Annotated in this window: 14 protein-coding genes; 11 read left to right on the top strand and 3 right to left on the bottom strand. The window is 39.9% G+C overall.

Going from position 1 to position 13,836, the window contains the following annotated elements; genetic code table 11:
• The first annotated feature begins 182 nt into the window (after positions 1-182).
• From IWX76_RS16835 to IWX76_RS16805, 7 genes are all read left to right on the top strand, one after another.
• A complete protein-coding gene (locus tag IWX76_RS16835) occupies positions 183-1,061 on the top strand; it encodes a cell division protein FtsX (protein ID WP_196861204.1) in 879 nt (292 codons plus the stop codon).
• On the top strand, positions 1,061-1,285 hold the full coding sequence (locus IWX76_RS16830) for a DUF3098 domain-containing protein (RefSeq protein WP_196861203.1): 225 nt from the start codon (positions 1,061-1,063) through the stop codon (positions 1,283-1,285). Before IWX76_RS16835 ends, IWX76_RS16830 begins: the two co-directional genes overlap by 1 nt.
• A gap of 8 nt (positions 1,286-1,293) precedes the next feature.
• Positions 1,294-2,088, top strand: a complete 795-nt coding sequence (locus tag IWX76_RS16825) for an undecaprenyl-diphosphate phosphatase (RefSeq protein WP_196861202.1) — start codon at positions 1,294-1,296, stop codon at positions 2,086-2,088.
• Positions 2,088-2,810, top strand: a complete 723-nt coding sequence (truB, locus tag IWX76_RS16820; protein WP_196861201.1) for a tRNA pseudouridine(55) synthase TruB — start codon at positions 2,088-2,090, stop codon at positions 2,808-2,810. Before IWX76_RS16825 ends, truB begins: the two co-directional genes overlap by 1 nt.
• Positions 2,779-3,714 carry a bifunctional riboflavin kinase/FAD synthetase gene (locus tag IWX76_RS16815; RefSeq protein WP_196861200.1) on the top strand — a complete coding sequence of 312 codons (936 nt, stop codon included), beginning with the start codon at positions 2,779-2,781 and terminating at the stop codon, positions 3,712-3,714. Before truB ends, IWX76_RS16815 begins: the two co-directional genes overlap by 32 nt.
• Before the next feature lie 142 nt (positions 3,715-3,856).
• A complete protein-coding gene (locus IWX76_RS16810) occupies positions 3,857-6,085 on the top strand; it encodes a cation:proton antiporter domain-containing protein (protein WP_196861199.1) in 2,229 nt (742 codons plus the stop codon).
• Positions 6,086-6,107: 22 nt separating this feature from the next.
• Complete coding sequence (locus IWX76_RS16805; RefSeq protein WP_196861198.1) at positions 6,108-7,145, top strand: DUF2157 domain-containing protein; 1,038 nt, start codon at positions 6,108-6,110, stop codon at positions 7,143-7,145.
• Between the two features lies 1 nt (position 7,146).
• On the opposite strand, the gene IWX76_RS16800 is transcribed toward IWX76_RS16805, so the two are convergent.
• Entirely contained in the window at positions 7,147-7,770 is a 624-nt protein-coding gene (locus tag IWX76_RS16800) for a LysE family transporter (protein ID WP_196861197.1), read from the bottom strand.
• Positions 7,771-7,785: 15 nt separating this feature from the next.
• The gene (gene uvrA / locus IWX76_RS16795; RefSeq protein ID WP_196861196.1) at positions 7,786-10,587 is read right to left on the bottom strand and encodes an excinuclease ABC subunit UvrA; all 2,802 of its coding nucleotides are present in this window, start codon (positions 10,585-10,587) and stop codon (positions 7,786-7,788) included.
• Between the two features lie 261 nt (positions 10,588-10,848).
• Here uvrA and IWX76_RS16790 point away from each other — a divergent pair, with 261 nt between their 5' ends.
• The 4 genes from IWX76_RS16790 to recA all read left to right on the top strand — a co-directional run bounded on the left by IWX76_RS16790 (position 10,849) and on the right by recA (position 13,582).
• A complete protein-coding gene (locus IWX76_RS16790) occupies positions 10,849-11,424 on the top strand; it encodes an RNA polymerase sigma factor (protein ID WP_196861195.1) in 576 nt (191 codons plus the stop codon).
• 90 nt (positions 11,425-11,514) lie between these two features.
• Positions 11,515-11,709 carry a hypothetical protein gene (locus IWX76_RS16785; protein WP_196861194.1) on the top strand — a complete coding sequence of 65 codons (195 nt, stop codon included), beginning with the start codon at positions 11,515-11,517 and terminating at the stop codon, positions 11,707-11,709.
• Between the two features lie 58 nt (positions 11,710-11,767).
• Complete coding sequence (gene nth, locus IWX76_RS16780) at positions 11,768-12,436, top strand: endonuclease III (protein ID WP_196861193.1); 669 nt, start codon at positions 11,768-11,770, stop codon at positions 12,434-12,436.
• A gap of 132 nt (positions 12,437-12,568) precedes the next feature.
• Positions 12,569-13,582, top strand: coding sequence for a recombinase RecA (gene recA, locus IWX76_RS16775; protein ID WP_196861192.1), 1,014 nt, complete (start codon positions 12,569-12,571; stop codon positions 13,580-13,582).
• 77 nt (positions 13,583-13,659) lie between these two features.
• Here recA and IWX76_RS16770 read toward each other — a convergent pair whose 3' ends face one another.
• Positions 13,660-13,833, bottom strand: a complete 174-nt coding sequence (locus IWX76_RS16770; protein ID WP_196861191.1) for a hypothetical protein — start codon at positions 13,831-13,833, stop codon at positions 13,660-13,662.
• Positions 13,834-13,836: the final 3 nt, after the last annotated feature.

Genomic DNA, 13,836 nt, shown 5'->3' with positions numbered 1-13,836 from the left:
CTATATGTTGTATAAAAAACTTGAGCTGTAAGCAAACAATTGGGTGGTCATCTTTTCCACATCATTTTAAACTATTTCTTTCAAACAACCGTTGTACAATTGATATTAATAAGGCGCTATCGGCAAGTAATTTATTTTAGTTGCTTTAATTTTTTTATTTTCGCAAACATAAATACAAATACATGGAAGAATTTGAAGTGAGCGATGCTTCTAAGAAGACGAAGACCATCTATATTTCTACGATATTCAGTATCACCTTAGTTCTGCTGATGCTGGGTATGTTAGGCTTAATTTTGGTTCACGCCAAAAATTTGTCCAACTATGTTAAGGAAAATATTGTGCTTAATATTATTTTGAACGAAGGCGCTAAAGAAGCAGATGTTCTTCAATTTCAAAAAGAGCTTGATGCCAATGTAGCCATCAAAAACACTCAATATGTAAACAAAGAAGTAGCGGCCAAGAACCTGACTCAAGACCTGGGTGAGGATTTTGTGAATTTCCTTGGGTATAACCCTTTACTATCCACAGTTGACGTGTACCTGAAAGCCGATTATGCAAATAATAAAAGTATTGAGGCTTTAAAAGCACAGATCGGACAAAGTCCGGTAGTGAAAGAAGTAATTTACCAAAGCTCACTGATTGACATGGTAAACCAGAACATCAATACGATCAGTTTAATTATCCTTGGTTTCGCAGCCATTCTATTGGTCATCTCTATAGCCTTAATTAATAACACCATTCGTCTGGCTATCTATTCTCAGCGCTTTTTAATTAAAAGCATGCAACTTGTAGGTGCAACGAAAAATTTCATACGCAAGCCCTTTGTATTGGTTGCCGCCTTACATGGCTTGATTTCAGCTATAATTGCTGTAATCCTGTTATTAGGAATTCTTTATTACACACAAAAGCAAATTCCTGAGATTCTTATCTTAAGAAACTATACCGAATTTGGCTTTGTGTTGATTTTCCTGGTTGCTGTAGGTATCTTTATTACGGCCATTTGTACTGCCATGGCTGTTAGCAAATATTTAAGACTTAAAATTTACGATCTATATAGATAATGACTGATAAAAAAACAATTCCCGGACATCAGGATCACAAAAGTGAACTGGTGTTTACCAAGAAAAATTATCAATTGCTCCTGATCAGCATTGCTATTGTTGTATTAGGCTTTGTGCTCATGATTGGAGACACCAATATTTACGATTTCAGAAAAACACTTTTGGCACCCTTGGTGGTGTTATTTGGTTTTGGCTTTGGCGTTTACGCTATACTTAAGAAATAGCGTAAAACATGGACTATCTTCAGGCTTTTATCCTTGCTGTTATAGAAGGATTAACAGAATTTTTACCGGTATCTTCAACCGGGCACATGGTTATTGCAAGTTCCATTATGGGAATTGGCAAAGACGAATTTGTGAAGTTATTTGAAGTGGCGATACAGTTAGGTGCTATTTTAGCCGTTGTAGTGTTGTACTGGAAAAAATTCATTGATTTCAGCAAGTGGCAGTTTTACATGAAACTGATCATTGCGGTGATCCCGGCACTTTTCTTTGGTTTTTTACTGAACGACTTTATCGACAATACCTTGGGCGACCCTATTTTCATTGCTGTGGTGTTGTTATTAGGTGGCATTGTTCTGCTATTTATAGACAAGGTATTTAAAAACCCATCGGTACATAACGAGCAAGAAATCAGCAACATGACGGCCTTTAAGATCGGTTGTTTTCAGGTTCTGGCAGTTGCTCTTCCTGGCTTAAGCAGAAGCGCAGCTACTATTATTGGTGGTATGCAACAAAAGTTAACCCGCCAGGCGGCAGCAGAATTTTCATTTTTTCTTGCCGTACCTACTATGTGTGCCGCAACAGGTTATAAAATGCTGCAAGGATATCATTTGCTGAATGAAGAGAATATTAAGTTATTACTTTTTGGAAACCTGGTTGCTTTTATAGTGGCCATTATAGCCATCAAGTCGTTTATAGGATTTTTGTCAAAGCACGGTTTCCGTATCTTTGGCTGGTATAGAATAATAATAGGTGTGGTGATATTAGCGTTATATTTTGCTGATGTGCCATTGACCGTTGCATAATGATAGATAGAGAATTTAATTTCACAGAAGGCGAACTATTACTGATCAACAAGCCTTATCAATGGACAAGCTTTGATGTGGTGGGCAAGATCAGGAACTCGTTGAAACCTTTAAAACTAAAGGTTGGCCATGCCGGCACGCTTGATCCATTGGCAACGGGTTTGCTGATTATCTGTACAGGTAAATTGACCAAACAGATAGACACTTTTCAGGCTCAGGAAAAAGAATACACGGGTACAATGGTACTTGGTGCTACAACCCCTTCTTATGATATGGAGACCGTAGTAGATCAGGAGTTTGCGATCGACAACCTGACGGAAGAAGCTATTTATGCAGCTACCGCTCCATTTACTGGCGACATACAACAATATCCACCGGCACATTCTGCAGTAAAAGTGAATGGCGAACGTTTATACGTTAAAGCACGCCGTGGCGAAGAAACAGAAGCGCGGTTACGTTTTGTATCTGTTCCGGAGTTCGAAATTACCCGTATCGATTTGCCAGAAGTAGACTTCCGTATTGTTTGCAGCAAGGGAACATACATCAGGTCGCTGGTATCCGACTTTGGTAAACACCTGAACAATGGCGCTTATCTATCTAAACTCACCCGTACCCGAAGTGGTGAATTTAGCTTAACCAACGCATTAGAGGTTGCCGATCTGGTAGCTTTCTTAAAGAATAAAAAAGAAATTGAAAATATATCAGCACCTATCGGAGTTTAAGAAATTAGCAAATGCCGTTGTCACCATTGGCACCTTTGATGGCGTTCATTACGGCCACCAAAAGATTGTGAAGCGACTTTGCGAACTGGCAAAGGAAACGGGTGGAGAAAGTGTAATCTTAACGTTCTTTCCACATCCGAGGTTGATCCTTGATCCGGAAAACCAGAACTTAAAGATGATCAATACCGTGAAGCAAAAAGCGGAAATACTGGCAGGCTTAGGGGTAGATCACCTGATTATCATTCCATTTACACGCGATTTCTCTAATTTAAGTGCCAGAGAATATATTCAGCAAATCCTGATAGATACCATTGGCACAAAGTACATCATCGTAGGTTATGACCACCGTTTTGGGAAAGACAGAAAAGGCGGTATGCCGGAACTGGAGTTATATGCCAAAGATTTCGACTATAAAATTGAGTTGATCAAAGAGCAGGACATTAACGATGTTGCTGTTAGCTCCACTAAAATAAGACAAGCCTTGTTGAAGGGCGACGTAGCACTGGCTGCCGAATACCTGGGATACCCATTTTCTATGGAGGGCCGGGTGGTGAAAGGCGATAAAATTGGCCGCACCATTGGCTACCCAACAGCCAACATTTTCATTGAAGAAACCTATAAATTAATCCCCTCTGATGGTATTTATGCAGTGACCGTTAAAATGGGCGACGAAAATTACCGCGGTATGGCTTACATTGGCCAAAGGCCAACCATCAATGGCATGACCCGCAATATTGAAGTCAACATTTTTGATTTCAATAAAGAGATCTACGGGCAAACCATAGTGATGACTTTCCTCCAATTTTTACGTCACGACGTTAAGTTTACTGGGCTGGAAGCGTTAAAGGTGCAATTGCATGAGGACAAGCAAAATACGCTAGCTTATTTTAATCAGCTGAAATAATATCCCGCAGCCCTAATGCCTTGCAAATAAAATCGTTTTTTTTGTATATTTAACGCCATGAGGTATTGCTATTTGCATTCCTGCAAATCAGTTACATGCTTACTCGCCAAACCATTTAGCTTTTTTCAAACGAAATACGAGCATGATACATCTTCCCGAACTGATCAGTGACCTTGGGTTAATACTTGCCGCCGCAGGGGTGACAACCCTTTTATTTAAAAAAATTAAACAACCATTAGTTCTGGGCTATATCCTGGCAGGTTTGCTGGTAGGCCCACATGTTGATTTTTTTCCTAGTGTTGCAGATTTAAAAAGCATTACCATCTGGGCAGAGATAGGCGTAATTTTCCTATTGTTTAGTTTAGGCCTGGAATTCAGTTTCAAAAAGCTGGCAAAGGTAGGCGGATCATCTTCTATTACTGCTATTGTAGAAGCCGTATTCATGTTGACCATTGGGTATTTTGCAGGAAAGCTGATGAGCTGGTCGACCATGGACAGCATATTTTTAGGCGGACTGCTTTCCGTATCCTCTACCACCATCATCATCAGGGCATTCGATGAACTGGGTGTAAAGCATAAAAAGTTTGCCGGCTTAGTGTTTGGCGTTCTCATTATTGAAGATTTAGTGGCCATTTTAATGTTAGTATTACTGACCACCCTAGCTGTTAGTCGTCAATTTGCAGGAGCCGACATGCTAATTTCCATCCTGAAACTCTCTTTCTTTCTGGTGCTTTGGTTTATTGGGGGTATTTTTTTGGTACCTACCTTTCTAAAGGCCACAAAGAGACTAATGAATGATGAAACCATGCTGATTGTTTCTATCGCCTTATGTTTGTTAATGGTCATCCTAGCCGTAAAAGTAGGCTTCTCTCCTGCCCTCGGCGCATTCATTATGGGTTCTATTTTAGCAGAAACTACACAGGCAGAACGTATTGAACATTTAACGAAATCGGTTAAAGACCTCTTCGCTGCTATATTTTTCGTATCCGTGGGTATGTTGATTGACCCCCGTGTACTAGTTGATTACGCCGGGCCTATTGCGATCATCACCCTTGTCACCGTTTTTGGTAAATTTATAAGTTCTGGTCTTGGCGCTTTACTCTCTGGGCAACCCTTAAAAACATCTATACAAGCAGGACTCAGTTTATCACAAATTGGAGAGTTCTCTTTTATCATTGCAACCCTTGGGGTTACGTTAAAGGTAACGAGCGATTTCCTATACCCCATTGCTGTAGCCGTTTCTGCTATTACCACCTTTACCACGCCCTACCTCATAAAACATTCAGAACCTATTTATGAATTTATCGAACGTAGGCTACCAAGAAAATGGATTGCCGGCATAAACAGGTATAGTACCAGTACTGCAGGCATAACCACTTTAAGCGACTGGAAGGTGTTTCTTCGTGCTTATACCTTTGGCGTAATTATACACTCGGTAATCCTGATAGCCCTGGTATTCTTAGGGTCGCGAATGCTGCAGCCTTTTGTAGCAGAAAACCTGATTGACGGACAGAATGGCACCATCGTAAGCTTATTGCTTACCTTAATGATTATGATTCCCTTTCTGTGGGCACTTGCCCTACGCAGAATGGAACGCAAAGCCTATAGTAACTTATGGCTGAATAAAAAATACACCCGCGGTCCTTTAGTAGCGTTGGAAAGTTTACGTGTAGGACTTGCCGTATTTATAGTGGGTTTTCTGATTTTCCAGTTCTATAATACCTGGATCTCCGTAGGCATTGCTATAGCTTTGATAATTCTGGTGATGACGATCTTTTCCAGAAGACTGCAGTCTTTTTACACCCGACTGGAGACCCGGTTTTTAATTAACCTGAATGCCAGGGAAGAGCAAAAGAAAAAGCCAGAAATTTTACCCTGGGATTCTCACCTGGTGGAGCTTGATATCGCTCCAGAATCTAAAATGGTTGGCAAGACGCTCATGGAGTTGGCAGTAAGAGAAAAATACGGTGTTAATATTGCCATGATTGAACGAGGAAAGATCATTATTCCTACCCCAGGGCGGGATGAAAGGTTATATCCGCATGATAAGATCCTGGTGATTGGTACTGACGACCAACTGGCATCGGTGCAATCCTTATTTGAGGGTAAGGATGATGAATCAGATGAAGTGGCTTTCCCTAAAAAAGACATGACCTTACAAAAGGTGGTGATTAACAGCCAATCGCCAGTTTACGGTTTTAGTATCCGTAATTCTAAAATACGCGACATTACACAAGGCCTGGTTGTAGGCATAGAGCGAAGAGGGGAACGAATTTTAAATCCTGACTCGGATCTGGTGTTTGAAAATGAGGATATTGTTTGGATCGTTGGGAATACCAAGAAGATTCCAGATTTACTTAAGAAAGCTTAATTTTGGCTATCAATACTTTTACATGAAATTAGACCAGGAAAAGAGCGAGTTTTTGGACGAGATGCTTCAGCAATGGCAGGACCAGCAACTGCTGACCGAAGAACATGTTAAGAAGTTAAAGGACAGCTATGAAACCAAGAGTTTCGATTGGCGCAGATTAGCGCAGTATTCCTTCTGGGTGGCCATGGCTTGCGGAGTGATTTCCTTGGGCGCTTTATTATTGGATAAAGATATCCTCACCTATTTAGAAAAACTCTATGAGACTCCAGATGGCCTGATCAGTTTACTCTCTGCGATGGTGGCTGGCGTATTATATTATACGGGTTTTAAACGTAGCAGGACCCATTACATGCAGGTATTTAGCAATGATGCCCTCATTTTTACAGCGGTGATGCTAACCGCGAACGCCATAGCCTATTTAGGTAAGGCCATTGGAAATAACGATTCGCATTTTTCCTTACTTATCCTGTTTTCTGTCATCATTTATGCTGTACTGGCCTTTATTTTTAAATCGAGGTTAATTTGGGCTTTCGTATTGATTTCTCTTGGAGCCTGGTTTGGTACGGAAACCGGATACCTGTCTCGCTGGGATTACTATTTCCTGGGCTTGAATTATCCCTTACGTTTTGTAATCTTTGGATTTGCGCTTACTGGTGCTGCACTTTTGTTTAAGAACAAGCCAAAGTTTAGTCTATTTTATAGCACTACTTATATTGGCGGCATGCTTTACCTGTTTGTGTCCCTCTGGCTTATTTCTGTATTCGGCAATTATGCCTCTATTGAAGAGTGGTATAATATTCGGCAGATTAGCCTTTTTTATTGGGCTATTTTATCGGCACTTGTTTGTTTGATCAGCATTTTTGCAGGACTTAAATACAGAGATGATGTGGCCAGGGAATTTGGCATTACTTTTCTATTTTTAAACCTCTACACCCGCTATTTCGAATATTTCTGGGATACCTGGCATAAAGCCCTGTTTTTTTGTGTGCTCGCCGCCTCGTTCTGGATTATTGGACGGAGAGCAGAAAAGATATGGAATGTAGAGTTTTTGAAGAAATAACTTAGGTTTTGATAAGGTGAATATAAATAACCTTGATAATGTGATAGGCCGACAAACAGAAAAACAAAATAGCGATGCTTTTATTGATTAGGTAACTACTGAGTGCAAATTTCTCTTTGATGTAGTTTGCGAAACGTGCGAAACCATATAATGCCAATGCGGCACCGATACCTGAGCCTATGCTAAAGATACTTAAGGAAAGGTAGCCGATATCGATCCAATCATGCGAAATAAGATAGGTACCCACAAACAGCCAGTAAGGAACTTGCATAGGGTTTACTGCACCTAGTAATAAGCCGTAGCGCACACTATCTTTGCTACTGTAATCGTCTTTTGGCATCTCTTTTCTTGATTTCCATGTGATGAATCCTAACCCCAGAAATAGAAATACCATAACCACATCGATAATGTTATCCAGCTCGATACTCAGTGAAAGCCATTGCACAAAGCGCATCATGACCAGGGTAAAAATTACTTCCACGAAACCAAAGGCAGCGATAAAGTAATATGCCTGTTTGATACCCCTATTTACCGTGATCTGTACCACCGTGAGGTTAATATTACCTGGAGGGATGTAACCAATTGCGTTTAACACCACCCCCAGGAAGAAGGTTAAAAAAAGCATTTTGTGGAATTCTAATTATTTCAAATGCTCATTTAAATACTTCGCCGTATAGGAATCACTGGCTTTAACCAAGTCCTCAGGTGTACCTTCGAACACTACCTGTCCACCCCCGTCGCCACCTTCCGGACCAATGTCGATTACCCAATCGGCAGATTTAATCATGTCCATATTGTGTTCAATCACCAGGATGGTATTACCCTGTTCAATTAAGGTGTTTAATGCAATCAACAGTTTTTTGATATCGTGAAAATGCAGTCCGGTAGTTGGTTCATCAAAAATGAACATGGTTTTATTGGCATTATTTCCTTTAATCAGGAAGGATGCCAGTTTAATCCTTTGTGCTTCTCCGCCAGAAAGGGTATTTGAAGATTGCCCCAGGTGAACATAACCCAAACCAACATCTAACAGGGGTTGCAGCTTGTTCAAAATCTTTTGTTCCTTACTAAAAAATGCCACAGCTTCTTCTATGGTAAGGTCAAGAATTTCTGAAACATTCTTGTCCTGGTAGGTAACATCAAGCACTTGTGGTTTGAATCTTTTGCCACTGCAGGCTTCACATGGCAGGTAAATATCGGCCATAAACTGCATTTCGATCTTCACTTCTCCCTCACCCTGACATACATCGCAACGACCACCTTCTACGTTAAATGAGAAAGCTGATGGTTTTAGTCCCGTCGCTTTTGAAGCAGGCAAGGCCGCAAATAAAGCGCGGATGTCGTCCCATGCTTTAACATACGTCACAGGGTTAGACCGAGAAGAGCGACCAATTGGGTTCTGGTCAACCATTTCCACCTGGCTAACCAGATCAAGGTTTCCAAAGATACCATCGTAAGCCCCGGTTTGCTCACCAGCATAATTACCGATCGCTTTTTGTAAAGCCGGGAAGAGTATTTTCTTGATTAAGCTGGTTTTTCCAGATCCGGATACCCCACTTACTACGGTAAAAATGCCAAGAGGAAACTTAACGTCAATATTCTTGAGGTTGTTTTCACGGGCACCTTTAATGAGCACATGGTCATTCCAGGCACGACGGCGCTCAGGTATGGCAATACTTTCTTTACCGCTTAAGTACCTGCCAGTTAAGCTTTTTTTATCTTTTATAATCTGATCATACGTTCCACTGAACACCAGGTTACCACCGTGGGTACCTGCTTCGGGACCAATGTCAATAATATGGTCAGCGGCTTTCATCATTTCTTCTTCGTGTTCTACCACAATAACCGTGTTACCTACATTCCTTAGGGATTTAAGTACGCCGATTAATTTATTGGTATCACGGGGATGCAGGCCAATGCTGGGTTCATCTAAAACATAAATGGAGCCAACTAAACTACTGCCCAGAGATGTTGCCAGGTTAATTCTTTGCGACTCACCGCCTGATAAGGTATTGGACAATCGGTTTAAGGTAAGGTAACCTAAACCAACGTTATTTAGGTATTCCACCCGGTTAAAAATCTCTGCAAGTAAGCGTTTAGAAATCTTTTCATCAGTTTTAGATAAGTTAAGATTTTCAAAGAAATTAAGGATGGTAGAAAGTGGCATCAATACGATATCGATGATAGATTTCTCTCCGATCTTGACAAAGGAGGCATCTTTACGCAAGCGCGACCCTTTGCAATCGGGGCAGATAGTTTTTCCACGGTATCGCGAGAGCATGACGCGGTATTGAATTTTAAAGGTCTGTGTTTCCAGCTCTTTAAAAAAAGCATCCAGTCCGCCAAAATGTTTATTACCCGTCCATAATAAAGCACGCTGTTTATCAGTAAGCTCATGGTAAGGACGGTGTATAGGGAAGTCAAATTTATCTGCCGTGCGAATCAGTTTATTAAGCCATTCACGCATTTTTTCACCACGCCATGGGGCAATGGCACTATCGTAAACACTTTTACTTTTATCAGGAATAACCAGGTCTTCATCGATTCCGATCACGTTTCCATAACCTTCGCATCTTTTACAAGCCCCGTAAGGATTATTAAAACTAAAAAAATTAGGTGTAGGTTCTTCGAATTTCAAGCCATCTAATTCAAAGCGGTCGCAAAAATGAGCGGTATTACCATCATGCTCGACGTAACAATCCCCTTTACCTTCAAAAAATGCTGTTTGAGCCGAATCAGCTATTCTACTTAAGGTTTCTTCTTCTTCATCAACCACTATGCGGTCAATCATGATGCGAATAGTCATTTCGCTGGTCAGTTCCTGGTCAACAAAATCCTCATCTTCCAGTATGGCTTCAATTTTAGTGATTTTCTCTTCAAATAAAACCCGGAGGAAACCTTTTTGGAGTAATACGGCTAGTTCTTCCTTAATGGTTCTGTTATTATGCGGATACAAAGGGCAATAGATCGTTACCGTAGTGCCATCTCCTAACTTGGAGATGTAATCGACCACTGTACTCACCGTATCTTTTTTTACCAGCTTTCCTGATTCAGGGGAATAAGTTTTACCAATTCGCGAAAATAACAGTTTCAGGTAGTCATAAATTTCCGTAGAGGTTCCTACAGTAGACCGGGGATTAGAGGTAATTACTTTTTGCTCAATGGCAATTGCCGGCGCAATTCCTTTGATGTAATCCACATCGGGTTTGTTCATTCTTCCCATAAACTGACGGGCATAGGACGACAAACTTTCTACGTAACGCCTCTGTCCCTCTGCATACAAAGTGTCAAAAGCGAGGGATGATTTACCTGAACCGGACATTCCTGTAATGACAACAAGCTTATTCTTAGGAATAGCAACATCAATATTTTTGAGGTTGTGGACTCTGGCACCTTTTATGATTATATTTTTATGTGGATCTTTCTCTGTTTCCTTAGTCATTGTTATTGGATAGAACTGCAAATATACCCTGAATTTTATTGATGGTCATTTTTTGAGAATGTAAAAATAAGTATGTCAGGAGGTTTTTATTTTTTTTTAGCACATTTATTGTTGATTTCTAATAAAAAAGTGCTTCTTTTGGAAGAATTAACCACAACAATTGAACCACCATCACTAATCAACTAAAGGAGAAAGACTATCGATTAAACGACTACTAAATATTTTAAAGCAAACAGCAGGGAATTTAGTATTGACACTCCTATGAAATTACAATTAAATAGTGATCAGGAATTGGTGAAGTTATACCTTAACGGTGATGAATCGGTATTGGAAGAACTTCTTCGAAGACATAAATCCAAAATATATACGTCTATTTATTTATTGGTCAAAGATCAGTATTTGGCAGAAGATATATTTCAGGAAGCCTTTATTAAGGTAATTAACACACTTAGATCTGGCAGATATAATGAAGAAGGTAAATTTTTACCTTGGGTAATGCGTATTGCCCATAACTTGGTGATCGATTATTTCAGACGGGAAAAACGTGCACCGGTAATTACCAGTGCGGATGGGACCGACATACTGAACTTATTACAGATCCACGAGGAAAGTGCTGAAGACAAGATTCTAAAAGAACAAACCTATACGGATTTGAGGGAAATGATTAGGCTATTGCCAGATGAGCAAAAAGAGGTTCTAATTATGCGTCACTATGCGGACCTTAGTTTTAAGGAGATTGCGGACCTTACTGATGTGAGCATTAATACTGCATTAGGCCGTATGAGGTATGCATTGAGTAATTTAAGGAAGATGATGAAAGTAAAAGAGGTAAGTTAATTGCCGTACGAAATTATGTTTTTTAAAATTGTTGTGTAGGTTAAAATAAATAGCAAACTGCTGCGTTTAATAAATAAACAAAACAGCATTATGCTTATGGTAACAACCTCTACTTCAACTAACAACACGGATCATTATCGTCAACACGATCACCTGTTACAGGTAGATCTTGATGAAAATGACAATTTCTTTTATGACAACCTGAAGAAAGAATTGGATTCTTTAACTCGGGATCCAAGTGATGATGTCATAAACAAAATCTTAGCTTATGCCAAGACCAAGTAATTAATGAAGCTGCCTTAACCAGGCAGCTTTTTTTATTTCCGGTATATTATATTTGCAGATGCTTAAAAAAGAAAGGTACAGAGAATTTGTGAATCATTTTTCTGTTAAACAGCCAGATGCGGTGACGGAACTGGATTATCATAATCCTTTTCAATTACTAGTTGCCGTGATCCTGTCGGCACAGTGCACAGACAAGAGAATAAATATGGTTACTCCAGCCTTGTTTGAGCGCTTCCCTACCCCGAAGGCCTTAGCGGAAGTTACACCAGATATTGTATTTGATTACATCAGAAGCATAAGTTATCCAAACAATAAAGCCAAACACCTTGTTGGTATGGCGAATATGCTGCTTCATGATTTTAATAGCGTAGTACCTTCGGATATAAATGACCTGCAAAAATTACCAGGCGTTGGGCGCAAAACAGCAAATGTAATTGCTTCTGTTATATATAACGCGCCTGCCATGGCAGTAGATACCCATGTGTTTCGCGTGGCTAACCGTATTGGCCTTACTACTGGTAAAACGCCATTGGCTGTGGAAAAAGACCTGGTTAAACACTTACCTGAACATACCATACATTTAGCGCACCATTGGTTAATTTTGCATGGCCGCTATGTTTGTGTGGCACGTTCACCAAAATGCAGCATATGTGAAATTACACATATATGCCGTTATTATGAACGACTGTTCAAAACTAAGAATATTAGTGAACAGGAAATGAGCTAAATAATAATTTAAAAGATCTTTGTTTATCACCAAATGTTTCAGTATTTTTGCTAAAATAATTAGTACCGATATTCAATTAGATAGTTATAATAAAGAATAAATATTTTATATTTAAGAACAAAACTTAACGAGATGAACCCAAACACAGACAAATTAAAAGCGTTACAACTTACCCTTGACAAGCTTGAAAAATCATACGGTAAAGGGGCTGTAATGAAACTAGGAGACCAGGCTATTGAAGCTATCGAATCTATTTCAACGGGTTCTATCGGGCTTGATATTGCTTTAGGCATTGGGGGCGTACCTAAAGGACGTGTGATCGAAATCTATGGCCCGGAGTCATCAGGTAAAACCACTTTGGCTACTCACATTATTGCAGAGGCACAAAAAGCTGGTGGTGTTGCCGCCTTTATTGATGCGGAACATGCTTTTGATAAATTCTATGCGAAGAAATTAGGTGTTGATGTAGAAAACCTATTAATTGCACAACCTGATAACGGTGAGCAGGCATTAGAAATTGCCGATAACCTGATCCGTTCAGGTGCAATTGATGTAATTGTGATTGACTCTGTAGCGGCATTGGTTCCAAAAGCAGAGATCGAAGGAGAAATGGGTGAATCTAAGATGGGCCTACAAGCACGTTTAATGTCACAGGCTTTGCGTAAGCTTACAGGTACCATTTCTAAAACAGGATGTTGCTGTATTTTCATCAACCAGTTGCGTGAAAAAATTGGGGTGATGTTTGGAAATCCAGAAACTACAACCGGTGGTAATGCTTTGAAGTTTTATGCTTCGGTACGTTTAGATATCCGCAGAACTTCGCAGATCAAAGATTCTGATGAGGTTTCTGGAAATAGAATTAAAGTTAAGATTGTAAAAAACAAGGTGGCGCCACCTTTCCGAATTGCCGAGTTTGATATTATGTTTAACCAGGGAATTTCTAAAGTTGGGGAAATCATCGATATTGGTGTTGACTTCAACATTATTAAGAAAGCTGGATCATGGTTTTCTTACGGAGAGACGAAATTGGGTCAGGGAAGAGATGCCGTGAAACAATTATTGTTAGACAACCCAGAATTGGCTGATGAAATTGAAGCAAAAATCAGGGCAGAGGTTTCAGGCGAAAAGCTAGAAGAAAAACTGTAAGCCTTATTCTCGTATTAAATATAAAAAAATGGCTGCTTCCGAACGGAAGCAGCCATTTTTTTTGATCCCAATGCGGATTACATGTACTTGGCATCGATATAGATGGCCACCAATAAAGTAGCTAAAATAGCCACCATAAGCACAACAATACCCATGGTGTTTTTGCGCTTATCTTGTTTAAGTAACCAAACAATAAAAGCGGTATAAGGAACTAACATTAGTCCTATAAATAATAAGCTCATTGAATTCATATC

The sequence above is a fragment of the Pedobacter sp. CAN_A7 genome (assembly GCF_015752175.1).
GTDB lineage: Bacteria > Bacteroidota > Bacteroidia > Sphingobacteriales > Sphingobacteriaceae > Pedobacter.
Note: the sequence above shows the minus strand (reverse complement) of the source record. Positions and strands in the feature narration are given on the sequence as shown.